Genomic DNA, 25,631 nt, shown 5'->3' with positions numbered 1-25,631 from the left:
GTCTTCTCCTTAACCACGTTTCAGCAGCACTTGGCCGCCATGAGTGACGAGTAGGGCTTTTTGAATTTCTTCTTCTTGATTCAGGACAAAATTCTTATCTGCATCAAATAGTGTTTCAACGAAGTTAAATACGTTACGAGCGTATAAAGCAGAGGCTTCAGTTGATACAGTCGACGGAATATTTGGAATGCCGAGAATTTTGACGCCGTTGTCGGTATGGACTGTTTCGCCACATTTTGAACCTTCGACGTTGCCGCCAGATTCTACTGCCATGTCCAGAATCACTGAACCCGGTTTCATTTTCGCAACTGTTCCAGCACGGATTAAACGCGGTGCATCACGGCCCGGTAAAAGCGCTGTGGTAATCACGATGTCAGCATTTGATACCGCTTTATCAACAATTGCAGCCTGATCGCGGATGTATTCTTCACCCGGCATCCAGCCATAACCATTTTTGGCAGCATCTGCAGCTTTTTGCTGCTCTTCAGCAGACATCGGTACGTCTAACCATTTACCGCCCAGAGATTCAACCTGATCTTTGGCAGTTGGACGCAAGTCTGTGGCTTCAACGATGGCACCTAAACGTTTTGCAGTGGCAATCGCTTGCAGACCCGCTACGCCGACACCCATGATCACCACACGAGCCGGTTTAACCGTACCCGCAGCAGTCATCAGCATCGGGAACATGCGCTGGTATTCAGCCGCAGCCAAAAGCACCGACTTGTAACCTGCAAGGTTGGCTTGAGAAGACAAGACATCCATGTTCTGCGCACGAGACAAGGTTCGTGGCAAAAGTTCCAATGCAAATGCAGACACGTTTTGTGCCGCGAATTGGTCAAGCTCAGTATTACGGTAAGGATCAAACATTGCCACGATAGTGGTGTTCGGGTTGAGTTTTTGAATTTCCTCACCTTTCGGTGCACGAACTTTTAAAATCAACTGACTGCCGGTATAGGCATCATCCGTAATTTTGGCACCAACTTGTTCATAGGCACTATCGATATAGGCAGCTTTAACACCTGCACCACGTTCGATAATCACGCTATGTCCTGCGCTGATCAATTTCTTTACTGTCTCTGGCGTCGCAGCGACGCGATTTTCACCGACAACAGTTTCGGCTGGAATTCCGATCTGCATGAGCGTTCCTCAAGCTAATTTTTCTTAAGTAAACATCGTGTAAACGATGCTTCCCCTCAGGATGTGTTCTTGTTGAATTTTTGGATTCTAATCAAACTGTTTGAAATTACCACCTACTATTTATTTAATAAATACCTATATTTTGAACTGATGATTCATAAAAATGATGCTGTGATAACACATTCATTTAATTCAACGGCTATTCATATTCGATGCTTTTATAAACGATATTCATTCCGCTGAATGAAATATCCAGATTTTGCTGATGTAAATAAGCGCAGATTTCTGATTTATTTTGTTACATTGATGATTCTGACAATGATTGCTATATTTCTTGATTCAGAAGTAGATTTTCAATTTCTCTAGTCCCTATAGATAGCGGCCCTTTAGCTGCGCCGTTTTTTTTGTTTTGACTTTTTTGACAAATTTAGCACTCACGCAAGAGCACTGGTTTTAGATGTTAAAATCTTATTTTATGAAATGATAGAATTTGTTTTGAGCAGATCTTCATCAGACACAATTAATAGATCTGACAAAAAGTAATCGCTAAAATTTTATAAGACTCAGGTCTCAAACAGTCAGATAAAGGGTAGAAAAAAAGCTGGATGACTATTTATTATATTAATGTACTGAACTTGATTTAAAATGGAAAATCCCATTTTCGCACCAAATTTGCGCAATAAAATAGAGTAAATATTCCACTTTTTTGGTCTTGGTGCTCGTTTTTTATTGTTTTTACCTCAAGCTGCGCTTTAATGAAGCAACCCCATCATTAAAAGATAAAAAATTCTGTAAACATTCACTAGATCTCTTGCGAAAGTTAATTTAAGAGCGTCCAGTTCACCATTCCAGCAATTAAATTCATTCTTAGACCAAATCGTTTCCGTCTATTTCTATAGCGTTCTGTTAATATCCGAAAATATTTAAGTTTGCCGTTGATATGTTCAATTGTGATCCTACGCCGACTGATTTCTTGGTTGATCTGTTTTGCTATTTTGGGTAATGATAAATTCTTAGGTTTCTTGATTGGAATGAGTAACTTACTCTTAATCTGATGAAATCCTTTATAGGCTAAATCTGCCATGATACAAGGATAAATGATCATCTCCTTCAAATACTTACGCACAATCGTCAGATCATGTTTTCTGCCACTTTCGACCTGTATACTTACAATTTTCTTTAGTCTTGGGTTAAAAATGACCTGTGTTTTTAGCGTATGTTTCTTCTTTTTACCACTATAGAATTTTCTTTGTTTTTTTGGGACGCTCAATCTGTGACTCAGTGACATCAACGATCACATAATCCCCCTCACTAAACTTTTGATTCCTTTTAGGCAATGCGAAAATCCGTGATTGAATCAGAGCATTTTCAACTTTTTGAATAGTACGATTCACATTGCTTTCAGCTAGGTTATAGTCAGCGGATAACTCAATTTGAGTTCTATAACAGCGTAAGTAATTTAAAGTTAACAACAATTGATCCTCTAAACACAACGAATGAGGTCTTCCAGATTTTTTCTTGGCAAGTTCAGCGTGTTGTAACACCGATACCATTTTTAAGAATAATGGACGAGGAACTCCAACGAGTCGTTTAAATTCCCCATCATTAAATCGAGTTAAATTTTCATATTTCATGAGGCTAGTATAAACAATTTTTTACTTTCGCAAGAGATCTACTCATATTTTCTATTTAAAATTGCACTTCTTTCTTTAAGCTACCTGAGTGCTGACAATTTTCAATGCTGGCAATATTTCTCTACTTTTAAAGCGAGAACTTCTGGCCTATAGTGCCCTCAATTTGAACATTATTCTTATTCCTCATTTCAATTCTTCCGGTCTGAATACAAGGTTAGCCCTATGCACACGCCCCTCGATATTAGTCAAAATAAGCCCTTATTATGGCTGATGGCGATTGCATGCGGCTTATGTGCCGGCGCTAACTATTATTGCCAGCCGCTGATTTCATCGATTCAGCAGTATTATCAGGTACCTGAATCACAAGTGGCGCTTACTGTCACTTTTGCTCAAATCTCTTATGCCCTGGGCCTGCTTTTTATTGTGCCTTTAGGGGATATGCTGAATAAAACCAAACTGATCCCTTTCCTCATGCTGGGTGCAGCAGCAGGTTTATTTATTTGTGCCAGTGCAGTGAATCTGCCAATGCTCTGGGTCGGCACTATCATTGCCGGACTGTTTTCCGTAGCTGCACAGATTCTGATTCCCTTGGCCACCATGGCGGTCAAACCGGAAAAAACTGGAGAAGTGGTGGGCTTCCTGATGAGCGGATTACTGGTTGGCATTCTACTTTCGACCAGTATTGCCGGATTACTTTCCGACCTGTTTCACTGGAAAATGATTTATATCCTCAGTGGCATAAGCATGTTGGCCTTAAGTTTTTATTTGAGAGGAAAACTACCGAGCCTGCCACGTCTGAGAATCAGCTATGCAGCAATTTTTAAATCTATGGGGATATTACTCAAGCAGGAACCACGTCTGGTATTGCGTTCACTTACTGGCGCCTGTGCTTTTGCTGCCATGAGTATGTTGTTCTCCACCATCGCTCTGCTGTTGACGCAGGAACCTTTTCAGCTTTCTGATGTCATGGTGGGACTGGTCACGCTGGTCGGTGTATTTGGCGCACTTTCTACGCAGTTCATTGGTAAATGGGCCGATCGTGGCCATATCAAAACGCTGAGCTGGATCGGCTGTTCTATCCTGATGGGAAGCTGGCTGTTTTTATATTTTGGTGCAGTGTCTTTGCTGAGTTATATTTTGGGTTATGGGCTGATAAATCTTGGGCTCGCGATTACGCACAGCTGTAACCAGAACGTAATTTTCCGCCTGCGCCCGGATGCCAAATCACGGGTCAATTCACTGTATATGACCTTGTATTTTATTGGCGGTGCCTGTGGTTCAGCCTTAGGGGTTTATGCCTGGCATCACGGTGGCTGGAGCATGACCTGTATGGCAGGACTTGGGCTAGCTTTGTGCGCTACCTTATTTGCCCTGCTGGATCAATGGTATCAGGCCCGGACAACTGCATAAGTATTTTGACTATATTTAGCTGACTTGCGCCGCCGGATAATAAGGCTTATTCAGATCAAGAGTTTGTGAATTTTCCAATAAAATACAGATAAAAACCGGCAATAAGGCTGCCAGGATCCGGCAGCTCTCCTCTAATGATTTATAATTCAGAGAGCTGTGATACGTGGCGCCACCCTGCATTATCTGATGGTGCAAGGTAGATAAACGCTGAAATATTCCAGCTAAAATTTCGATAGAATTTCGTTCTTTTAAAGCATTCTCTATATTCTGTTTCTGTGCTTCCAGATCAGCTTGACAGCTTTCCAGACTAATTTTTTGATGACGATAATCCCAAAAGCTTTGTTCCACATAGGGATTGGCCAAGAGTGAGCAGATCGGCTGGTTATATTTTTCCCAGAGAATATGATTAATTTTCTGATCCAGATCCTTTTGGCAGAGTGTTTCCAGAAACTGCTGCAGCTTGCTCTGATCTTGAACCTGATCACTATCATCTGCATAAATCGCCTGAAAGCTGATCCACAGGCTGATAAACTTAAAATCCAGATCCTGATCCAGGTCTAGCGATTTTTTAAACCAGCCTAAGCCCCGATGAATTCTTAGATTAAAATGTGCCGAATTTTGTGCTTTATGGCTTTTATAAATTTCCTCCAATAACAACATGATTATTCTCCTTATTTCTAGCATTTTTATCTTCATCTTTCTCCTATCAAAATATACCATTCCAACCTGACTGGGAATTCCAATTTTATTTCTTGTTTCATTCCCTGGATTTATTGGCTTGGTTTAAGTTCGCCGAGTGGTTTTTCTGATTTTATGCTAGTATTACGCCCTCTTTTTGCGACGTCAGCCGATCCAGTTTAAGCCAAAAACCAATAGCTGAGTGATCGCATGAATTGCTTCTTCTTTCTTCCATTTCGTTAAGGCGTGATTTTGAATGACTGATCTGACCACCATTGAAAATAAACTTCAACCACGAATCAGTGTTGCGCCAATGATGGATTGGACCACCAAAGATTATCGTTTCTTTGCACGTCTGTTTAACCCGAATGTGATTATGTACACTGAAATGGTCACCACAGGTGCGATCATTTATGGTGATGCCAAACGTCATTTGGACTTTAATGCGGAAGAGCAGCCAATCGTTTTGCAACTCGGCGGCTCGAATCCAAAAGATCTGGCAATCTGTACCAAGATGGCGCAGGACTGGGGCTATAACGAAGTCAATTTAAATGTAGGTTGCCCAAGTGACCGGGTACAAAATAATAAAATTGGTGCCTGTCTGATGGCGGAGCCTGATCTAGTCGCAGAATGTATTGCTGAAATGCGTCATGCGGTGGATATTCCAGTGACCGTAAAACACCGGATCGGAATTGATGATATGCAATCTTATGAAGAGATGCTGCATTTTGTCGATACCGTGGCCAAAACCGGCTGCAATAATTTTATCGTGCATGCGCGGATTGCCTTATTAAAAGGTCTATCACCTAAAGAAAACCGCGACGTGCCACCCCTACGTTATGAAGATGTCTACCGTTTAAAACAGGATCGTCCTGATCTGCTCATCGAGATCAACGGCGGAATTAAAACCTATGCCGAAACGCTGGAACATCTCAAACATGTGGATGGCGTGATGATTGGCCGCGAAGCCTATCATAATCCTTACTTACTGGCTGAACTGGGCCAACTGTGGAAGCTGGATGCACCAGACCGTTTTGACATTATGCAACAGATGCTGCCTTATATTGCCCAGCGCATGGCCGAAGGTGCACCTTTATCCATTATTACCCGTCATATTTTGGGACTGTTCCAGAACTTGCCGGGTGCACGTAAATGGCGTCAGGCTTTAAGTGGTGGTAATGCTAAAACCTTGAAAGATGTAGAAACTGCACTCTTTAATATTCAGGAAGCCATGCAGCGTACCGAAGATTATGTACGTGAACATCAGCAAGTTAAATCCTAAATACAAAAAGCACCGATGATCGGTGCTTTTTTATAGCGATTGCACATGAGTTATTGCGTATACGCCGTGATATTGCCGACCGGAATCGGCTCTTCCTGATAAGAAACATCTTGTAATGCGGGTTCAGCCACTGGTGTGATCAGAGAGCCGGAGATATTCTGATTTGGTTCATCTACAGGCTCTAGATCATCCAAGGCTGAGGCCAGTTGCTGTAATTCCCGATCCAGTTGCTGACGATATTTTTCAATTTCAATTTCATCAATAAAAGCAAAGGCATCATCTTCAATCGACCAACTATACCCGCCATCTACCTTAAAGACTTTTACATGAATGGGATATTCCTCACCCTGATAATTCAGATGAGAAATGGCCTGAAACTCATTCCCCTGACGCTGGACAATTTTGACTTTTTTTACGGTAAAACGATAATGTTGATAATCTCGATTGGAATTAAATTCACGTTGCATCTGCGTTTGAATATTTCTGGCCAGTTCATCCATCGAGACAAAATAACTGCATCCAGCCAGACAGGCGACCATCCATAACATCATGATTTTTTTCATAGCGCCCCCTCTTTTTTCTTTCCACTTCCTGCTTATAGTCGATATATGCAGTATTTTTATCTTTGCTTATTCTGTGACCCATTTTATGCTTTTTTGCAAAAACAATAAACAAACAGCGCTTCGATTAAGACTAAATATTTATGGTTTCTATAGTTTTTTTGAATTAATGATAAAAAATCAGCCATAAAAAAACCCTGATGGATTCAGGGTTTTTTCAATACAGATCGTTTTAAAAATTATCATCACTGGATGGGTCACGATACAAGGCATCATGAATGGCTTCGATCAACTGCTGGGCAATCTCCTGCTTGGAGGCTTTTTCCAGATCACGTTTATCCAGCTGATAATGCTCGGCAAAGAATACTGTCATGGCATTTTCATCCGAAGCAAAACCAATATCCGCACGTGAAACATCATTGCAGGCAATCATATCCAGCTTTTTCGCAACCAGCTTTCCGGCAGCATATTCTTCAATATTGCGAGTTTCTGCAGCAAAGCCGACCATAAATGGACGTTTTTCCTGTTGGGCAATGGTGGCGACAATATCTGGATTTTTCACCAAGGCTACATTCAGTTCATCACCAGCTTTCTTGATTTTATGCTCGGCTACTTCTGCCACACGATAATCGGCTACTGCAGCTGTCGCAATAAAGATATCACAACCATTTTCCAGCATTTGCATGCTTTCATTCAGCATTTGCACGGCAGAAGAAACATTCTTACGTTTCACGCCATTTGGAGTGTCCAGACTGACCGGCCCTGCAATCAGGGTCACATTGGCTCCGGCCGCATAACAGGCTGCAGCCAGTGCAAAGCCCATTTTACCGGTACTGTGATTGGAAATATAGCGCACTGGATCAATCGCTTCGCGGGTCGGGCCTGCGGTAATCGTGACTTGTTTACCAGCAAGCAGGCCAAATTTTTCCGCAATCGCACGTTGAGCTTTATGAAAATATTCAGTCACCTGATGCGCTAAATCTTCCGGCTCAGGCATCCGGCCCAAACCTATATCACCACAAGCCTGTGATCCCGCGTCCGGCATGATCACATGCACACCATCTTCGATCAGTGTCGCAAGATTGCGCTGGGTTGCTTTGGCTGCCCACATTTGCTGGTTCATGGCAGGCGCCACCCAGATTGGTGCTTTCGTCGCCAAATATAAAGTACTGAGCAGATCATCAGCCAGGCCTGCGGCAATTTTTGCCAAGGTGTCACAGCTGGCCGGTGCTACCAGTAACAGATCAGCCCAACGTGCCAGCTCGATATGGCCCATGCCGGCTTCTGCTTCAGTATCCAGCAATTCAGTATGTACGGGATTGCCCGATAAGGCTTGAAAGGTTAAAGGTGTAATAAAAGCCTGTGCACCGTGAGTCATGACGACCCGCACATCAAATCCGGCATCTTTCAGACGGCGGACCAGAATTGCACTTTTATAGGCAGCAATGCCGCCAGTGACGGCCAAAATGATATTTTTATGAGGAATTACACTTAGATCAAAGCTCACGAACAGATTACCTTGCTGTTGCAGTGGGGCTCACAATAGCATTAAATAATCGCATCCCCAAGAGATCAGCTTGCGGGAAAACTGATAATTCATAATAAATAAGTCTAATAACTATGCAATTTTCTATTAAAAACTGGCCGAAACAAGAACGGCCGCGAGAACGCTTAATTCAATATGGCGCAGAAAGTCTGTCCGATGCCGAGCTACTAGCCATCTTTCTGCGTTCGGGTTCCCAGCAACATTCGGCAGTTGATCTGGCGCGATTGCTGATTCAACATTTTGGTCATTTGACTGCGTTGCTCGATGCACCTTTACAGGAAGTCAGCCAGTTTCATGGCATGGGCATCAGTAAATATACCCAACTGATGGCCGTCAAGGAACTGGGACGGCGTTACATAGCCGAGCACCTGAAACAGGATGCACTGGAACTTACCAATTCCAAGCGGTTGAGAGATTACTTACGTTTTGAACTGCTCGGTGAAACTCAGGAAGTGTTTGCCGTGCTGTGTCTGGATGCCAGTTTAAGAAAAATTGCCTTTAAAAAACTGTTTTATGGCTCCATCAATGCATGTGATATTTCTATTAATCAATTGCTACGTTATGCCATTAGCCAGCAGGCAACCTCAATTGTCATTGCACATAATCATCCGCTGGGTCGGCCCTCTCCATCCAAGGCTGACCTGGCATTGACCCGCCAGATTCAACAGGCTTGCCAGCTGGTAGATATCCATTTAATCGACCATTGCATCATTGCTTTGGAGGGCAGCTTTTCCTTTGCTGAGCAGCAACTCATCAAACCGGAAATGCAGTATTGAATAGCACTTGACAAAGCAGGCACAACTCCACAAGATCATGAAAAAAATTGTGATGATTCCAATAAATGATCGTACGTGACCAGCCGACTGTTTTTAAACTGCTGTTTTCTTGGCGGGGGACGATTTTACCTAAAGTTTTGCCACCTTTAGGCGTAGTGATGCTGATGTCAGCCATCATCGGTGGCTTGTCACATATTGGTTATTTTCATTTTCCAGAATTACCCCTGGTCGGCTTTACCCTGATTGGAGTGGTACTGTCGATCTTTCTCGGATTTAAGAACTCGGCCTGTTATGACCGCTGGTGGGAAGCGCGCAAACTTTGGGGCATTTTGATTGCCAATTCACGTCATTTTGACCGTGATTGCCGGATGCTGTCTCAAGGTCGCCGTGAACGTGTAATTCAGCATGTGATTGTCTTTGCCAATGTCCTCCGTGACCGGCTACGCCATCAGACAGCCAATCCGACGGAACTTGTGGAAACCAGCGGCATGAGCCAGCAGGCTGTGACCCAGCTCTATCAGCAGGCCAATGCGCCGCAATATACCTTAAGCCTGATTCAATGGGAGTTAATGCAGGCGCTCAAAGAAGGTGAAATCTCCGACATCATCTATATGCAGATGAATAATCATGTAGCAGAACTAAGTATTGTCCAGACTGGTTGTGACCGGATTGCAACAACGCCTTTGCCTTTTGCCTATTCGGTCTTGCTCAATCGTACCGTCTATTTTTTCTGTTTTATTTTACCTTTTAGTTTAGGTTCAACGCTTGGTCTGTTTACGCCTTTACTGGTTGGAATTTTGGCTTATACCTTTTTAGGATTAGATGCTCTAAGTTCGGAAATTGAAGAGCCTTTTGGTACTCAGAGTAATGACTTGCCGCTGGACTCGATGGTACGTACGATTGAAATTGAACTGTTAGGGACTTTAGGTAAACCGACGCCACCACCGATTCAGGCTCAAGATCATAATTTGCTTTAATTTATAATTCTCTCCTCGCCCTTTGTTATTAGTAGCGAAGGGAAAATCTTCTCTCAAATGAAAAAGATCGAGGTAAAGGAATGACTAAACAAAACTCTCCCAAATCCCGACCTGCCCCGGTTTAAGACTCGGGACATTGCCCAGTTTAATCCAGGGCATGTGATCGCCATGAAAATCACTGCCAATCGAAACTTTAAGATCATATTCAGTAATCATTCGATCCACCATCTGCCGGGTGGAACTTGGTTCAATCGCCGGTGGCAGCTCGACGGCATCTCCACCGAACTTGGCAAAGATCTCGATCAGGTAGCGAATATTGGTCGCAGATAAATCATATTTGGTCGGATGTGCCAGCACGGCGAAGCCGCCACTTTCATGAATTACCTGAATGGTATCTTCCAGACTCAAGCCATCAAATTTGACATAGGCTTTCTTACCTTCCTTGATGTATTTATCAAAAGCCTGTTGCGGACGCGTCACAATCCCCTTTTCTACCAGCGTTTTGGCAATATGGGTCCGTGTCACCCGATCAGGGATATGGTCGACTTTGACCAGTACATCAGCATAAATATCTTCACCAATTAAAGGAACCAGCAGATCACAAATCTGTTTAGAACGTTCAGCCCGGATTTTCTTTTGCTGATTGAGGGCTTTTTGTAAAGGCTCAGGATTTTGCATATTTAGCGCGACGATATGCACGCCATAGTTTTTCTTGGTGGCAGGACGTGACCATTGGCTGGATATTTCCACCCCGGAAATGATCTTAATCTCATGATTTTTGGCAGCTTCTTCCGCCAATACCAAACCGTCCATGGTGTCATGATCCGTCAGGGCCAAAGTATGGACAAGTTTTTCCACAGCCGCTTCGACCAATTGCTGAGGACTGAAAGTTCCATCAGAAATATTACTATGTGTATGTAAATCTACGCCGTGCATCTCTATACTATGACATTTATTTGATCAGATTTAGATACTCTAACATGAAAGCACTTTTAGACTTTGTGCCACTCATTATTTTCTTTTATTTATATAAAACTGTAGATCCAAAAGACACTGACCATCAATTGCTGCAATTGATCGGTTCTGCGGGGGGTGTCGACAATAATAATATTCTTGTTGCAACCACAGGTCTGATTATTTCCATGTTGGTCGTCTATGGTGCGTTATTTGTCATACAAAAATTCCGTCTGGACAAGCAGCAATGGATTGTCTTGTTTATGACGGTGATTTTTGGTGGCATCACTCTGATCCTCAGCGATGATTTCTATATTCGTCTGAAAGCCGTGTTATTGAATCTGGTCTTTGCAGGTGTCTTTTTCTTATCCCCTTGGTTTAGCAAGGATAAAAAGCCTCTGATCCAGCGGTTATTTGGTCCAGTATTCAATCTAAGCGAAAAAGGCTGGTTCAAGCTGAACTATGCTTGGGTTGCCATGTTCGTACTGATGTCATTTCTGCATACCTTTTTCGCCTATTTGTGGATGGATGGAAAATATTGGGGCGAATTTACCGCATTCGGTGACATGATCGTGATGTTTTCCTTTATCATTATCCAGTTTATTGTATTGCGTAAATACTTTAAGACTGCTGAATAAATCCAACTACAAACGATTGAGAATCATCATGCCATTATTTGTCGTTAGCTGTACCGATCAGGAAGGTACAGTGGAGAAACGTCTTGCGATTCGTCCACAACATCTTGCCCGCTTGCAAAAGCTGAATGCTGAAGGCCGCCTGATTGTTGCAGGTGCCATGCCTAAGGATCCAGCCAATCCACAGGCCGGTTTTTATGGCAGTACCATTATTGTCGACTTTGACAGTCGTGAAGCGCTGGATACATGGCTACAGGATGAACCTTTCTTAAAAGAAGGTGTGTACGAACACATCGATGTTAAACCATTCAATAAAGCATTCCCTCAAGGATAAGGTTCATGCGTGTTGTTACTGCCAGTATCATTGGCCTATGTTTTATGATTTCTCCAGTATGGGCAGTCGAAGTTGCGCCTGCTCCTGTGACTCAGGAAAATCAGACAGCACAACCTCAAGGGACAGCGGTGACTGCCCAAACCCAGTCTACGCCGAAACCTGCCATTATTCCTGCCGTAGCATCTTCTGCCCAGCCGGTGCCACCTGCCGAGAATAAGCCATTAACTGCAGAAGAAATCGCCAAGCTCAAAGCCCAGCAAGATACCAAGGTGAAAGCTTTGGTCAAAGATCAGGCCACCCGTTTGCAGCAACTGGAAAAAGCCAATCTGGAAGCACTATCGCAAAATCAAGAATTACAGCTCAAGAATGATAATCTTGGGGTGCAGGTACAGGTGCTGCAAAGTGAACGCAGTGCGCAGATGTTCCTCTACGGTGCAGCAACATTGGCTGTCGGTGTATTGCTTGGCTTCCTGATCGCGAGCTATGTTTATACCAAACGCCGTCGTCAATGGTAAGCTATAGTCCTTCCCGATATTTTTAAGGTTGTACCCGTTTTGTCGCACGCAATTCAAACTGCCGATCTGGATTGGCAATTGGTGGATGGCATTGATGTGCCTGTGTCCAAGCAATTTGGTGATGTGTATTTTTCCAAAGACAATGGCTTGCTGGAAACCCGGCATGTCTTTTTAAATGGCAATGATCTCAGTACGCGTCTGGCAGATTTAAAACCTTTTGAATATTTCTGTGTGGGTGAAACGGGTTTTGGTACTGGTTTAAATATTCTGGCCCTGTGGCAGCTCTGGCAACAGGTACGTCCGGATAATCACAGTCATCTGCATGCCATTTCAGTTGAAAAATTTCCTCTTTCCAAAGCTGATCTGATTCGAGCCTTAAATGCCTGGCCAGAACTCAAGCCTTTAGCCGATCAACTCATCTCTCAATATCCGATGCCAATTTCCGGCTGTCATCGTCTCAGTTTTCCTGAAAAACGATTCAGTCTGGATCTATGGCTGGGTGATGCACATGATGTTTTCCCGATGATTGAAAAAACTGCACCGGTAAACGCCTGGTTTCTGGATGGCTTTGCGCCTTCCTGTAATCCGGACATGTGGGAAGAAAATGTTTTAAATAATATTGTACGTTTATCCGAGATTGGGACAACTTTCGCCTCTTTCAGTGTCGCTGGCGTGTTAAAACGCGGCTTAAAAAATCATGGGATTTCAATTTCCCGTCCACGTGGTTTTAAGCATAAGCGTGAAATGCTGAAAGCGATCTGGAATCCGGCTGAAGAGACTGAGAGTTCATTAATACAAGAAATTACTCAAAAAAAAACTGAGCGAGTGACAGAGACCAATACCAGACCTCGCCAGATTGCCGTAATTGGTGCTGGAATCGCGGGTTTAAGTGCGGCCTGGGCATTCGCTCAACGTGGTCATCAGGTTACGATTTACGACCAGTCAGCGCCACTCTCCGGAGGTTCTGGCAATCCACTGGCCTTACTCAATCCTAAACTTTGTCCGGTTGAGCAAAGTGCAGAGCATTTAATGACCTTGGCCTGGCAACAGGCTCTGACGCACTATGCAAAATTCAAGGCTTTCCGCCCAATTCAGGTCAATCAACTCGCCTTAAAAAATCCTGAACAGCTTTTAGGATTGGCAGACGAATATCCTAAAAAAATTCTTGCTGCACAAGATACAGAAGATCAAGAGATTCAAACTGCATTTCGAAGTTTAAAACTGTTAGCAGCTGGTGCGGTTTCACCTCATCAATTGCGTGATGAAATTTTGCAGCATCCGAATATTCAGTATCAACAGGCCAAAATTAGCCATATTGAAGCTGTTACAAAACCTCAGCTATTTGCTAATGAACAGAATCTAGGTGAATTTGATCATGTCATTGTCTGTACTGCGCTAGAAACAGTACAATTTTTTGCAGATTATCCGGTTTTGAAACCGATTCGCGGACAGGTCAGCTGGGTGAATAATCAAGCCCAGCCTTTAAGTGAAAATATTGCCTATAGCTATGGCGGTTATTGTATGCAACTGGATGCAGAACATCTGATCTTGGGCGCTTCTTTCTATCCAGGTCGGGATGATGCAGAGGTACTGGCAGAAGACCATGTACACAACTACGAACTGATCCACAGTGTCTTTCCTGAATATGCACAATCATTAGCTTCTACCGAGACCTGGCAAGGTCGTGCCTCGGTACGCGCGCAAAGTCAGGATTATTTCCCCTTGCTCGGCAAGATGAAAGCGGATGAGGAAATTTACAGCTTTGCCGGTCTAGGCTCCAAAGGTTTTCTGTTTGCGCCGCTCTGTAGTGAAATTCTGGCAGCCCAGATTCTGGGAGAAGCCTGTCCGATACCATCGAGTCTCGTCAAAAAACTCAGTGTGACGCGTTTTCAGAAGAAAGTGAAAATGAAGAAACCGTATTTTAAGCTACAAATTTAATTACTATTTTGAATGAATCCCCCTTTAAAAAAGGGGGGACTTTTCTCTACTTTTATGAATAAATAGAATAGATGTAGCTTCTCCCTTTAGAAAAGGGAGGTTGGGAGGCATTAAATCTCACCCATTAAAAAAGCGCCTTGCGGCGCTTTTTTTTGACAGAATGCTTATACACCCTGTTCAAGCGGTAAGCCTGCATCACGGGCAGCACGAGTACCACCCATCAGAATGACATATTCACGTGAGCTGTCAAAACCCTCTAGTTTTTCCGCAGCACGTGGAGCTTTACTGCCCCCACCACACAAGATGTAAATGGGTTGATCCGCTGACACCTGAGTTAGGCTTTCTGCTGAAAGATCGTTAATGGGCTGATTCACCGCCCCTTTCACGTGTGCTTCAGCAAAAGCACTTGAATCGCGTACATCCCAGATAATTGCATTTTCTGGGAACTCAAATGTTGTAATTTCTTGTTTACGGATCATTGCGCACTCCTTTGATGTAAACAACACTTGGCAAATGAAGAAAACATCCCTAGCATCTCAGATATTCTTTCCCTTTGTAAAGGTCTAAACTATGCCTTCTTTCGATATTGTTTCTGAATTAGAAATTTTTGAAGTAAATCATGCAGTTCAAAACACCCAAAAAGAAATTGCGACCCGCTTCGATTTCCGTGGTCAGGACGTTTCTATTGAACTGAATGAAAAAAACAAGGAAATCAAAATCTCGACTGAAAGTGATTTCCAGTGTGAACAAGTCTATAGCATGCTGGAAAGTCATTTCTTTAAACGCAAAGTCGATATTCAGGCGCTTGACCCACAAAAAATGACGGCTTCTGGCAAAAATGTGATTCAGGTGATCAAGCTTAAAGATGGTCTTGACTCAGATACCGCAAAAAAAATTAATAAAGCCATTAAAGAAAGTGGGATTAAGGCGCAATCTTCTATTCAGGGCGACAAGATTCGTGTGACTGATAAAAAACGCGATACCTTGCAGCAAGTAATGGCATTCTTGAAAGAACAGCAATTTGGTTTGCCTTTACAGTTCAATAACTTTAAAGATTAAGACTATCCTGTGTCTTGAAGAAGGAATTATGGCAAAGAACAACCGATTAGCCAGATTAGTCAAAGCCACTGCACGATTACCGCAAGGCATTCGTACTGCTTTGTTAAGTAAAACTTTTGGCCGGGTGGTCCCGATGGTCGGCTCTGCCAAGATTCGTTATGAGGAAATGAGTGCGTCCAAAGTGGTAGTAAGTATGGCCAATCATAAAGCCATGCAGAACCATATCGGACAAATCCATGCATGTGCAATGGCCCTGCTGGCAGAAACAGCAACAGGATTTGTAACCGCAATGAATGTACCGGATAGCGCAGTGGTTTTGATTAAGAGTCTAAAAGTAGACTTTAAACGTCCGACCAAAGGTGCCCTGACGGCAGTTGCTACCTTGACTACTGAACAGCAACGGCTTATGCAAAGTTCAGACAAAGGTGAAACACTGGTTCATGTTATGGTAAGTGATGAATCAGGTGAAGCACCGATTCAATGCGAGATGCTCTGGGCCTGGATTGCCAAAAAGCAATTGAAGCAGACCTGATATCAATACAGACAAAAAAAACCCCAGATCATTAATCTGGGATTTTTTATTTCAAGTCATCATTGTGCTGTTTGGGATTCTAAAAGCTTCTGTTTTGCTTCTTCTGGAATCAGACGTTTGTTACCTTTGACATCTACCGCAACGAAAGTAAACACCCCTTCAGTTACCCGAATTGGTGGGCGTGAATCATCATGACTGTCCCAAACCTCGATTTCCATCTGGATAGATGTCTTGCCAACTTTTAAAATTTTGGTATAACAACTAATCACGTCCCCGACTTTCACCGGGACCAGAAACGTCATCTGGTTAATTGAAATCGTGGCACAACGTCCCTTTGAAAATCGCTCTGCGTGAATCGCGCCTGCCAAGTCCATTTGTGAAACGATCCAGCCACCAAAGACATCACCACTCCAGTTGGTATCTGCAGGCATTGCGATCGTCTGTAGGGAAAGAATCCCCTCTGGTCTTACTTGAGAATCTGACACTTTCACTCCAGGCATTTGAATTAGGGTTGGGTATTTAACTGCTGATCAAGCCATTTTTGCAGCTCGCTTGACCGTAATGCACCGCTTATTCTAGCAATTTCGTTGCTTTTATTCATCAACACCAGCGTCGGAATACTGCGAACATTAAATGCCGAACTTAAGCGAGGATTCGCTTCTGTATCAATTTTTGCAAAAACCACATTTGGATATTGCTTCGCGACCGTCGCAAAATGCGGTGCCATCATTTTACAGGGACCACACCATTCTGCCCAGAGATCAATCAGGATTGGCAAGTCACTATGCGTGACAAACTGGCTGAAATTCTGCTCATTCAGCTCAATTGGTACCAGTGGAATCAGGGCTTGATGACATTGACCACAAGCAGGGTTGGCAGTGAGTTTATCTTCAGGGACACGGTTTTTGGCCAGACATTCCGGACATACAATAATCATCTAGCGCACTCCAATATGTTGATGTAAGAATTCTAATTGGGTCGAAACTGCTTTTTCAAACCATTCCCCATGATAAATATCAAAATGCCGGATATTCCACTCATGATATTGCACAAATGGTGCAATATTGGTCGCAGCTTCACGACTGGATTCAATGGGAATCAGACTATCCAGTTTTGCCGCAATAAACAGGACTGGAATGTTAATCTTTCTTACTTCCTGAATTGGCCGATAACGCATCAGCTGAAAGAATGCCCGTGCAGGAATGTGACCACTCCAGTAATAATCCGGATTGACAATCGACAGATAGCCTTCATAACTGTCCTGCGTCGGCATAAAACAGAGTTCATGCGGGTCAACCACAGGTAAGGTCTTCGGTGCCATACCGACCTTGGCCCCCATATAATCCTGACTGGAAACTTTAAGCGCCTTGGGGAGTTGCTGTAAAGGATATAGTTGGGCACTTTCAGCCCCATCGACAAAAGGTACCTGTACCATCGCCGCCTGAATATTTTTCAGCTCCGCTGCAAGCGTCAATATATGCCCACCACTTAAGGCCGTACCCCAGAGCACAATCCGTTTACTGTCAATCGATTTGCGTTCCTGAATATGTCTGATCATGGTTCGCCAGTCATCGAGCTGGGCATTAATCGACACCAGTTCACGCGGGCGTCCGGTGCTACCACCCCAATAGCGATAATCAAATAAAACCACCGCATAGCCGGCACTGGCAAAACGCTGGGCATATTGCACCAGTTTAAATTGACGTAAGGCAGCCAGACCATGAGCCATCAAGATCACGGCCGGTTTTTCTATATTTTTAGGCCGATAAAAATCTGCAGCAATCACGTCCTGACCGCTTTTAACATACAGTGGTTCAACTGTATAAGCCTGCATACGCGCTCCATTGCGTTATCTTATGGTTATCATCATTTATAAAAATTTCAGAACAGGTTCAGCATGTTTTCAGCTTAATGCTATCATAAAGCATATCGATATAAATGAAATGATGGAGTGGCGTCATGAGCGAAAATGTAGGTTTTGCTGGTCAAATTGGTCCGGAACACGTAACTCAAGTGGTTGAGAAAGGTTTTAAATCGATTATCAACAACCGTCCGGACATGGAAGGGGGTTCCGAGCAGCCGACCAGTGCACAAATCGAGGAAGCTGCACGCAATGCCGGTCTGGATTATGTATTCCAGCCAGTAGTAGCCGGTCAGATTACTGAGCTTGATGTACGCACTTTTGCCAATCACTATAATGAGTTACCAAAACCGATCTTGATGTTCTGTCGTACTGGAAACCGCTCGAATAACTTATATCAACTGGCAAAACAGATGGATCTGCTGGATGACTAATTTGTTCTGGAAAGGTGTGGTACTGGCCAGCTGTTTAAGCTGTGCCTCACTGGTTGTTGCTGCAAATAATCTAAGCCATGCACTGACCTCTACAGTCAGTGTTTCAGGGCAAATGACCACCAACAAGTTCCAGCAATTGATTCAACAAGGTTTCAAATCTGTGATTGTAAATCGTCCTGATCAGGAAACTGGTAATAGTGTCACGGTGAGTCAATTACGCTCCATTGCAGAGAAATCTCAAGTGAGTGTGATTTATCAGCCTGTAATGAGTGGCCAACTTTCTCAGGCGAATATTGAAGAATTTGCTCGATATTATAATGAGTTGCCTAAACCGATTTTGATGGTTTGCCGAAGTGGTACACGTTCAGCAGCTTTGTTTAATCAGGCTAAATCTCAAGGATTGATTCATGAATAAGTTATTGATTATTGCATGTTGTAGTTTGGCTTTTACAGGCTGTAACTCGATGAATTTGAAGCCGACTGTGGGTGTGAGCATGGGAACATCAATTTAGTTTTTTAAATTTTAGTTCCCATAAAAAAACAGCGCCGAAGCGCTGTTTTTTTTGAATTATAGGTAAATTTTATCTACAATTCATTAAATTTTAGGGTGTACACTCTGAAGTATTTGTACCAAATGGACTAATTGCATTAATCGAATAAATTCCATTGAAATTCTTATCATTACCTTGCTGGTTACGTAGAAGATGAGGATAACTATTTGACATTCTATACGAATTTGATTCTGCTGTAGCATCAATACGTACATTTAACCATTGAGCATACGTTTTTGGATAAGTTATTACAAAATTAATTTCACCTGAATTATTTGTAACCCCAGTCCATGTCGCATCATTACTTGCCTTAAACTTAACAACATCTAATGCTACATTCGCATTTGTGACTTGGGTAACATCTACAGCAAAGTTACAGTGCAAGCTCTGATTAACTAATTCAGGATTAGCAGCATTATCACCTTGATAATATCTTTGACCAGCAAACACCCATTTCATTTCACTAGTTGGAGGAGTTATGGAATTTGTTGGTGCTAATGCCCATAAATTTTGCCCTCTAATATAACTTTGAGGTTTAATTTCAAAGCTTACATTCTGTTCTTTTACTAAATTTCCAAGTTCATCTTTTACTGTAGCTTTTAACGTTTGCTCATAAGCATTACCATTGGCTACAGGTTCTAAATGATTATCTGTAATATTAATCACTAGATTGTTAACAGATTTTCTGACTACATCCAGTATATGAGTTTGGGTAGCACCTGAAAAACTTGCACTCAGCTCCAAATCTTCATTGATAAAAGCAGTCTCAGTATAATTACGACGTAAGCTTTCATCAATTTTAATGATGAATTTAGCTTCACCATTATTATTTGTCACAATCCCGGAAGCGCCTTGAATATAAGCTCCATTGAAGTTCGAGTTCTTTAAATTCAATGTAATATATTCATTAGAAACTGCTCCACCAAACTGATCACGTAAACTGACGCTAACAGTTGCCGTTCCATCGACAACATTAATAGTTGATTGATCTGGTTTGATGAAAATATTGTGTCTTGGTGTAGTCGATGTCGGATCTGTAACATTTAAATGAAGAACCTGCTTCACATCAATACCATTCGTAGTATTAGTTGCATCTAAGGTAATACCACTTGCTATCAAAGCATCTTTATCAAAACCTTCTTTTGGAATATATAGGGTGAAGAAGCCTCGTCCATCTTCATCAGTTTTGACAGTCCATTTCTCAGCAATATTTTCTGGTAAAGGATGATTATTTTCATCAGAAGTATTTTCTTCAGTAATAAAGCCTACATTTTTACCTGTGGTGGTGTTTGTCTTACGTACAGCCAAGGTGACTTCTTCATTACGTACAGGATTATTAGAAGCATCGAGTAAACGTACAACGACAACTGTTCTGTCATCACCTGGATTCAAAGTGTTTTTAAAACTATTGATTTCAAGATGGTTTGGGTTTTCGACATCTTCAACTGTAAACGTTAAAATAGCAGGAATTTCATTACCCTTTGGATCTCGAATTACACCTGTAACTCGAATAGATTGTAATATATCCGTCGTTATACCTTTTGGTACCTCTAAGGCAAATTCAATTGAACTATCTGCTGGTATAAGCACACCCTCTATATCAACACCATTGGCTTTTAACTTAACACCAGCATCGATCGCTTCTTTATTCAAGCTTAATCGCATCGGTGTACCTGTAACAGTATTAACTCCCATTTCATCTTTAACAGCTGCATACACTTTAATTGTTTGCCCAGCTGTCACTGTTTTTACATCTGAGGTTAAACGTGGGTTTAACGCATTTGCAGGAGCAGTAATATTAATTGCACCTGTTTGCTGTAAACGGTCACCATTATTTAAGTTTGTACCTACTACAGCAAAGATAATGCCATTTTTGATCAAACTAGGGTCATACTCTCCCTCGGCTACGGTCACGGTAAATTCAGCTTTACCCTCACTATTCGTTTGAGTTGGTATATTGCTTAATGACACACGACTAGAAGTGAGACTAGATAAAGCAATTGCAATTGGTGTATTAGGAATTGGTTTTCCATTTTCATCGACTGCTTTAACTTTAACTCGTGTTTCACCACCAAGTACAGAAATTGTATCTAATGGTTTATCATCTATTGTAGTAAACAGAAGATTAGCTAAGTCTGGTAATACTTCAACCGGTTTCGAAAGTTCAACTTTTTGAACTGCTGAATATGATGAACCATCAGGGCGCTTACCGAGAATTGCAATTGTTAAATCATTTGCATCTAAATTTGCAATTTGTTCAGCTGTTTTTGGATCAATACTTATTTGGAATACAGCTTTACCTGCATTATCAGTAATAAGTGAGCTTGGAGTTAATAACTTTATACCATTTGGTAATGCAGCATCATTTAAACCAATTGAAACCTGCTGTCCAGCTAAAATATCCCCATTAATATCTTTAGCATCTACTGTGATACTAATTACTTTTTCCCCACCCTCAAGAGCCAGGGCATATTGAGATAAACTTACATTAAAATAATCCAACACTTTTGGTAAGGTAGCAAATTTAATAGCAATATTATCTACCTTATTAGTAATAGCAGAACGAATAGTAAATTCTACGCCTGCTTTCGCTAAATTAGCTTGTGTAGATGTTCCATCATATTTATAACTATATATAAATGTCGCATAGCCTTCTGCATCTGTAACTTGTTCAGCCTGACTCACAAGGCTTAATTGCAAAGCTTTCATATCTGTACTAGATAAGGATGATTCAATATTTACACGTGCATTAACGAGTGGGTTTCCTTTATCATCTAATGCTTTTGCTCTTATAACAATATTTTGATTTTGAACGTAACTAAATGCATTAGTAATAGGATCAATCATTAATTGAGCGACTTTACTGTTCGCTTCAGGATCAGTTGTAAATGCAGATAATTCAATATGTCTACTAATCTTTTTTGTATCTGATCCGATAGGAGTTACTTCAATATCAAAACCATTCATTAAGGCATCATAATCACTTTGGTTTTGTGCTTTAACTTTTAAGCTAAATACAGCCAAGCCATTACTATCTGTTGTCACCTCGGTTGGTGAGGCATAAGAAACACCTTTAGTTAGTGAAATATTGTCTTTCACATTTAAGTTTACTAATTGATTTGCTAAGGCATCTCCATTTTTATCAACTGCAGCCACTCGTACTGTTACTATTTTTTCTACACCCAAGATAATAGATTTTATCCCGTCAGTATCAACAGTTAAATAGTCCAGTTCTGGCTTAGCTTGTGTAGCAAAGTTAAGTTTAATAGATTGAGTTTTTTTACTGTCTCTAACTGCAGAGAAAACTATATTTATACCTTGTTCAGCAGCAATTCTTTGAGGCTCAGACCCATTATACTTATAATCTAGTTCAAATATTGCATAGCCATCATCACGTGTTGCTGCTTCTGCATTACCATTTAAGCTTAAACCCAAGCTTTGAAATTGTGTATTCTTATTTAATTGTAATTTTTCACCGATTAAAGGACTACCTTTTTCATCAAGAGCTTTAACTTTTACTGTAATAGTTTGATCTTTTTTATAGTCAAAGGTATTTAATATTGGATCGATCTGTAAATAATCAATTGTTTTTTCAGAGACAATTTCATTATCTACAATAATATTAATCTTATTGCTTGCACCATTATCTGCAGTAAAAGTTGCTTCAATACCAGCATCAATTAAAGCATCAATTGCCTTTTGTGTAGGTGTTGGTGTCAGAGAAATTGTCTTAAGCTTAAAAGTTACAAAGCCATTTGGATCTACATCACGAGTTGCAGCACCATCAAAAGTAACACCATTAGATGTTGCCCCTGCATTCAAGCTGAGAGTGATATTACCCTTAGAAGCCCCTAATCCTTTATAATTTATTGCTTTAACTTTAATTTCGACACTATCATTAACTGCATTCACTTTATATGCAGATGCGATTTCTAAACGCTGAATTGCCTCTTGATTATTTACACTACTATCAGCAGTTACGACCTGTACCGTTGCTTTACCATTAATATCCGGATTATTTTCGTATGTGGCAGTAAGCTCAATTCCTCTTTGTGAAAGAGCAATTGGATAATTCGAGTTACTCTTTAAAGTGAACTCAGCATAACCTTCTGAATTTGTTGTAGCCTCATTTTTATCAAGTTGGACCCCATAATATTTCGCGATTGCATCTACAGCTAACTTGACTTGGGTATTTTTTAAAACATTTCCTGCACTATTTTTTGCAAATACGAGAATTTTTGCTGTGCCATCTTTGGCTGCAATAGAATCTTCTGGTGTAATAATTTCGAGTTTATTTACTACACTTGAAATATCTTTAAATGTAAGAGACGTTACTGCATTTTTTTCAGCACGATACTCATCAATTAACTTAAAACTTAGTTTTTGTGAACTTTCAACAAAATTTGCAATATCATCTGATGTCAGATTCGGATTTGCACTAATTTTAAAAGTCGCTTTACCTTGAGTATCTGTTGTTACTGATGAACCTGTTTCAACTATAAATTTACCATTCATTTCAGGAGGTAAAGTTAATTCAACAGTCTGACCAACTTTTGCACCACTTTTGGCATCCGTTACTTGTACTACAACGTCAGTAGAGCCTTTTGGCAAATTTAACACTAAACCTTGTGGTACATTAAGATTATAATCACTGATAATTGTACTTGTTTTTTTGATATTCAATGTATAAGGAATTGAGACTGTAGTTCCTTCAACCTTTGCTGTTAGTTGAACCTTTCCAGTATCAGTTTGTAATGCAGGAATATTTAATGTAAATAATGCAACCCCATTTTCATCTGAAGAAACTTTAGAGTTAGTACTTTCTACCCCCAAATCTTCTCCGCCAATACTTAAACGTACATCTTTACCTGCGATTCCACCTTTATCTATATTTAATACTTTAACTGCTATTTTGACTTGACTATTATCTTGAGCAATCTGTAAAGGTTTGCCTTCAATATCTTGTAATGAAATACTAAGACTATTTGCTACCTTTGAAGTATCTGTTTCTGATTGATTGTTATCACTTGTATTCCCTTCCCCAGTATTGCCACTTGGAGAACCATTATTGTAGTAACCATCACTTCCCCCACCGCCACAAGCGACCAATGAAATTGATGTCGCTAAAACTGTTGTGTTTACCCCTAATTTTTTTAAATTTATAAACAAACTCATGATTTTTCCCACTAGATATAATATTTAAGCTGCCATAAAGTTAGTCTTCTGGCTTTTATACAAAATTTACTCAAATTAGCAAAAATAAGCAATGTAGTTACATAATTTACATCGAAAACATTGTAAATATTAAGGTAAATAGTTAGTTGTTGAGAACTGAGTAAACATTTTATGCATGACCTCATCATCATCGGCGCAGGCACTGCAGGAATCAGTGCTTATAACGAAGCCATCAAACATACTCAGAATATTTTAATTATCAATGATGGCCCCTGGGATACCACCTGTGCACGTGTAGGTTGTATGCCAAGCAAACTGCTGATCTCATCTGCAAATCGCATGCATGATATTCAAACTGCTGAAGAACTTGCTTTAAAGCATAACGCTGTCATTGATACTTCAGATGTTATGCAACGTGTGCATGTCTTTAGAGAACGTTTTATTCGTGCAACCTTGAAAGGTGTCGATCAATGGGACAGCTCACATAAAATTTCCGGAAAAGCCAAATTTGTTGATCCCCAAACGATCGAAGTCAATGGACAATCCTATCAGGCCAAAAGTTTTATTGTCGCAGTAGGCTCACGGCCCAATATTAATGAAACTTTAAAACAAAAATTAAGAGAAAAATACATTACTTCCAATGAAATATTTGAATTTTCCCAATTACCTAAGTCTTTAGCGGTGATCGGGAGTGGCATCATTGCAATTGAATTAGCTCAAGCCATGCAACGACTAGGTGTAAAAACCACGATGTTTGCGCGTAGCCAAAAAGTAGGTGCTTTAACTAGCCCGATCTTACAAAAACTAGCACAAGAGCAATTAAGTAAAGAACTCAATATCAAATTTAAAACCTTACCAGATGAGATTGAGATCCAAACTGATAAAATAAAGATTAATTTTACAGAAAATGATCAGACTAAGAGTATTGAAGTTGAATATGTTTTAGGTGCCACAGGTCGGCAAAGCAATATAAATCATTTAGGTCTAGATCAGCTAAATTCCACATTCAAGGATATCAAGAACCTTCCTATCGATAAAGAAACCAAACAACTTGCAGACCTACCTATATTTATAGTGGGTGATGCCGCACCTGATGCACCCATTCAACATGAAGCCGCGCATGCGGGTAAACAGGCGGTTTATAACTGTTTAAATTATCCGGATGTAAAGCCTATTCCTGCCTTAACCCCATTGGCGATTGTATTTTGTCATCCTGGAATGGCGATTGTCGGAAAAAGTTTTAAACAGCTAGAAGATCAACACGTCGAATTTATTCGGGGATTCGTCTCTTATGAAAACCAAGGACGTGCCCTAGTTTTGGCAGAGAACTTAGGTGGAGTAGAAGTTTATATTGATAAAAACTCAGGTAAATTACTCGGTGCAGAACTCTTCTGTTCACAAGCAGAACATCTGGCCCATTTATTAGCTTGGATGATTGATGCCGATCAGGATATTCACCAGATCCTAAAGAAACCCTTTTATCACCCTACGCTGGAAGAAGGTCTTAGAACCGCCTTTAAACATGCTCGACGTCAGTTTGATGGCTTGTCATAAAAGAGTTGCAACTATAGTCAAATCATTATAAAACCAATACAATGGTGCAATGAGTTATTCAGAACATTTTAGACGTAAAATTTTAGCTA

24 protein-coding genes are annotated in these 25,631 nt (G+C 41.1%); 13 read left to right on the top strand and 11 right to left on the bottom strand.

Annotation, left to right across the window (positions count from 1 at the left end; translation table 11 throughout):
- Positions 1–9 precede the first annotated feature (9 nt).
- Together PV763_RS08035 and PV763_RS08030 are read right to left on the bottom strand one after the other, a co-directional pair.
- On the bottom strand, positions 10–1,137 hold the full coding sequence (locus PV763_RS08035; protein WP_311204535.1) for a Re/Si-specific NAD(P)(+) transhydrogenase subunit alpha: 1,128 nt from the start codon (positions 1,135–1,137) through the stop codon (positions 10–12).
- Positions 1,138–1,957: 820 nt separating this feature from the next.
- Positions 1,958–2,771, bottom strand: a protein-coding gene (locus PV763_RS08030; RefSeq protein ID WP_420937617.1) for an IS5 family transposase whose coding sequence is annotated in 2 segments (ribosomal slippage) — positions 1,958–2,383 and positions 2,385–2,771 — 813 coding nt in all. Because the reading frame shifts where the segments join, the coding sequence is not laid out codon by codon here.
- 222 nt (positions 2,772–2,993) lie between these two features.
- Between PV763_RS08030 and PV763_RS08025 the strand changes: the two genes are divergently transcribed.
- The gene (locus PV763_RS08025) at positions 2,994–4,181 is read left to right on the top strand and encodes an MFS transporter (RefSeq protein ID WP_420937616.1); all 1,188 of its coding nucleotides are present in this window, start codon (positions 2,994–2,996) and stop codon (positions 4,179–4,181) included.
- Positions 4,182–4,196: 15 nt separating this feature from the next.
- Here PV763_RS08025 and PV763_RS08020 read toward each other — a convergent pair whose 3' ends face one another.
- The gene (locus PV763_RS08020; protein WP_420937615.1) at positions 4,197–4,841 is read right to left on the bottom strand and encodes a hypothetical protein; all 645 of its coding nucleotides are present in this window, start codon (positions 4,839–4,841) and stop codon (positions 4,197–4,199) included.
- Between the two features lie 274 nt (positions 4,842–5,115).
- Between PV763_RS08020 and dusA the strand changes: the two genes are divergently transcribed.
- A complete protein-coding gene (dusA, locus tag PV763_RS08015) occupies positions 5,116–6,141 on the top strand; it encodes a tRNA dihydrouridine(20/20a) synthase DusA (protein WP_420937614.1) in 1,026 nt (341 codons plus the stop codon).
- A 50-nt stretch (positions 6,142–6,191) separates the two neighbouring features.
- On the opposite strand, the gene PV763_RS08010 is transcribed toward dusA, so the two are convergent.
- Both PV763_RS08010 and coaBC read right to left on the bottom strand, forming a co-directional pair.
- Positions 6,192–6,704: a hypothetical protein gene (locus PV763_RS08010; protein ID WP_005252911.1), complete on the bottom strand. Its 513-nt coding sequence runs from the start codon at positions 6,702–6,704 to the stop codon at positions 6,192–6,194.
- A 229-nt stretch (positions 6,705–6,933) separates the two neighbouring features.
- The gene (coaBC, locus tag PV763_RS08005; protein ID WP_420937613.1) at positions 6,934–8,208 is read right to left on the bottom strand and encodes a bifunctional phosphopantothenoylcysteine decarboxylase/phosphopantothenate--cysteine ligase CoaBC; all 1,275 of its coding nucleotides are present in this window, start codon (positions 8,206–8,208) and stop codon (positions 6,934–6,936) included.
- A 113-nt stretch (positions 8,209–8,321) separates the two neighbouring features.
- Here coaBC and radC point away from each other — a divergent pair, with 113 nt between their 5' ends.
- Together radC and PV763_RS07995 are read left to right on the top strand one after the other, a co-directional pair.
- Entirely contained in the window at positions 8,322–9,023 is a 702-nt protein-coding gene (gene radC / locus PV763_RS08000) for a RadC family protein (protein ID WP_420937612.1), read from the top strand.
- 65 nt (positions 9,024–9,088) lie between these two features.
- Positions 9,089–10,000 (top strand): bestrophin family protein, encoded by a 912-nt coding sequence (locus PV763_RS07995; RefSeq protein WP_114541813.1) that lies wholly within the window; start codon positions 9,089–9,091, stop codon positions 9,998–10,000.
- Positions 10,001–10,084: 84 nt separating this feature from the next.
- Here the strand turns inward: PV763_RS07995 and PV763_RS07990 are convergent, their stop codons facing one another.
- Positions 10,085–10,936: a PHP domain-containing protein gene (locus PV763_RS07990; RefSeq protein WP_005252914.1), complete on the bottom strand. Its 852-nt coding sequence runs from the start codon at positions 10,934–10,936 to the stop codon at positions 10,085–10,087.
- A 44-nt stretch (positions 10,937–10,980) separates the two neighbouring features.
- On the opposite strand from PV763_RS07990, the gene PV763_RS07985 reads away from it, so the two are divergent.
- The 4 genes from PV763_RS07985 to mnmC are packed head-to-tail and all read left to right on the top strand — an operon-like array spanning position 10,981 to position 14,376.
- The gene (locus PV763_RS07985; protein WP_004281606.1) at positions 10,981–11,592 is read left to right on the top strand and encodes a septation protein IspZ; all 612 of its coding nucleotides are present in this window, start codon (positions 10,981–10,983) and stop codon (positions 11,590–11,592) included.
- A gap of 28 nt (positions 11,593–11,620) precedes the next feature.
- Positions 11,621–11,923 carry a YciI family protein gene (locus PV763_RS07980; RefSeq protein ID WP_420937611.1) on the top strand — a complete coding sequence of 101 codons (303 nt, stop codon included), beginning with the start codon at positions 11,621–11,623 and terminating at the stop codon, positions 11,921–11,923.
- Between the two features lie 5 nt (positions 11,924–11,928).
- The gene (locus PV763_RS07975; protein WP_216986309.1) at positions 11,929–12,438 is read left to right on the top strand and encodes a hypothetical protein; all 510 of its coding nucleotides are present in this window, start codon (positions 11,929–11,931) and stop codon (positions 12,436–12,438) included.
- Positions 12,439–12,477: 39 nt separating this feature from the next.
- A complete protein-coding gene (gene mnmC, locus PV763_RS07970) occupies positions 12,478–14,376 on the top strand; it encodes an FAD-dependent 5-carboxymethylaminomethyl-2-thiouridine(34) oxidoreductase MnmC (protein ID WP_420937610.1) in 1,899 nt (632 codons plus the stop codon).
- Positions 14,377–14,540: 164 nt separating this feature from the next.
- On the opposite strand, the gene PV763_RS07965 is transcribed toward mnmC, so the two are convergent.
- On the bottom strand, positions 14,541–14,855 hold the full coding sequence (locus PV763_RS07965; RefSeq protein WP_005101788.1) for a rhodanese-like domain-containing protein: 315 nt from the start codon (positions 14,853–14,855) through the stop codon (positions 14,541–14,543).
- A gap of 91 nt (positions 14,856–14,946) precedes the next feature.
- On the opposite strand from PV763_RS07965, the gene PV763_RS07960 reads away from it, so the two are divergent.
- Positions 14,947–15,435 (top strand): YajQ family cyclic di-GMP-binding protein, encoded by a 489-nt coding sequence (locus tag PV763_RS07960; RefSeq protein WP_004281601.1) that lies wholly within the window; start codon positions 14,947–14,949, stop codon positions 15,433–15,435.
- A gap of 28 nt (positions 15,436–15,463) precedes the next feature.
- Positions 15,464–15,967, top strand: coding sequence for a DUF4442 domain-containing protein (locus tag PV763_RS07955; protein WP_005252918.1), 504 nt, complete (start codon positions 15,464–15,466; stop codon positions 15,965–15,967).
- Positions 15,968–16,026: 59 nt separating this feature from the next.
- On the opposite strand, the gene PV763_RS07950 is transcribed toward PV763_RS07955, so the two are convergent.
- Genes PV763_RS07950 through PV763_RS07940 form a run of 3 tightly spaced genes read right to left on the bottom strand, consistent with a single transcriptional unit; the run spans position 16,027 to position 17,801 of the window.
- Entirely contained in the window at positions 16,027–16,467 is a 441-nt protein-coding gene (locus PV763_RS07950) for an acyl-CoA thioesterase (protein WP_153566559.1), read from the bottom strand.
- Between the two features lie 5 nt (positions 16,468–16,472).
- Positions 16,473–16,904 (bottom strand): thioredoxin TrxC, encoded by a 432-nt coding sequence (gene trxC, locus PV763_RS07945; protein WP_004281598.1) that lies wholly within the window; start codon positions 16,902–16,904, stop codon positions 16,473–16,475.
- Entirely contained in the window at positions 16,905–17,801 is an 897-nt protein-coding gene (locus PV763_RS07940) for an alpha/beta hydrolase (RefSeq protein WP_420937609.1), read from the bottom strand. It lies immediately after the preceding gene.
- A 125-nt stretch (positions 17,802–17,926) separates the two neighbouring features.
- Between PV763_RS07940 and PV763_RS07935 the strand changes: the two genes are divergently transcribed.
- Positions 17,927–18,262: a TIGR01244 family sulfur transferase gene (locus tag PV763_RS07935; RefSeq protein WP_004281596.1), complete on the top strand. Its 336-nt coding sequence runs from the start codon at positions 17,927–17,929 to the stop codon at positions 18,260–18,262.
- The gene (locus PV763_RS07930) at positions 18,255–18,677 is read left to right on the top strand and encodes a beta-lactamase hydrolase domain-containing protein (protein WP_005252921.1); all 423 of its coding nucleotides are present in this window, start codon (positions 18,255–18,257) and stop codon (positions 18,675–18,677) included. The genes PV763_RS07935 and PV763_RS07930 overlap by 8 nt, the downstream gene beginning before the upstream one ends.
- A 187-nt stretch (positions 18,678–18,864) precedes the next feature.
- On the opposite strand, the gene PV763_RS07925 is transcribed toward PV763_RS07930, so the two are convergent.
- Positions 18,865–23,988 carry a hypothetical protein gene (locus PV763_RS07925; protein WP_420937608.1) on the bottom strand — a complete coding sequence of 1,708 codons (5,124 nt, stop codon included), beginning with the start codon at positions 23,986–23,988 and terminating at the stop codon, positions 18,865–18,867.
- A 171-nt stretch (positions 23,989–24,159) separates the two neighbouring features.
- On the opposite strand from PV763_RS07925, the gene PV763_RS07920 reads away from it, so the two are divergent.
- Complete coding sequence (locus tag PV763_RS07920; RefSeq protein WP_420937607.1) at positions 24,160–25,542, top strand: dihydrolipoyl dehydrogenase; 1,383 nt, start codon at positions 24,160–24,162, stop codon at positions 25,540–25,542.
- The last annotated feature ends 89 nt before the right edge of the window (positions 25,543–25,631 follow it).

It is taken from the genome of Acinetobacter sp. AS5 (assembly GCF_048957595.1).
Classification (GTDB): Bacteria; Pseudomonadota; Gammaproteobacteria; order Pseudomonadales; family Moraxellaceae; genus Acinetobacter.
The sequence above is the reverse complement of the archived record's forward strand: the minus strand, read 5'-3'. Positions and strand labels throughout refer to the sequence as shown.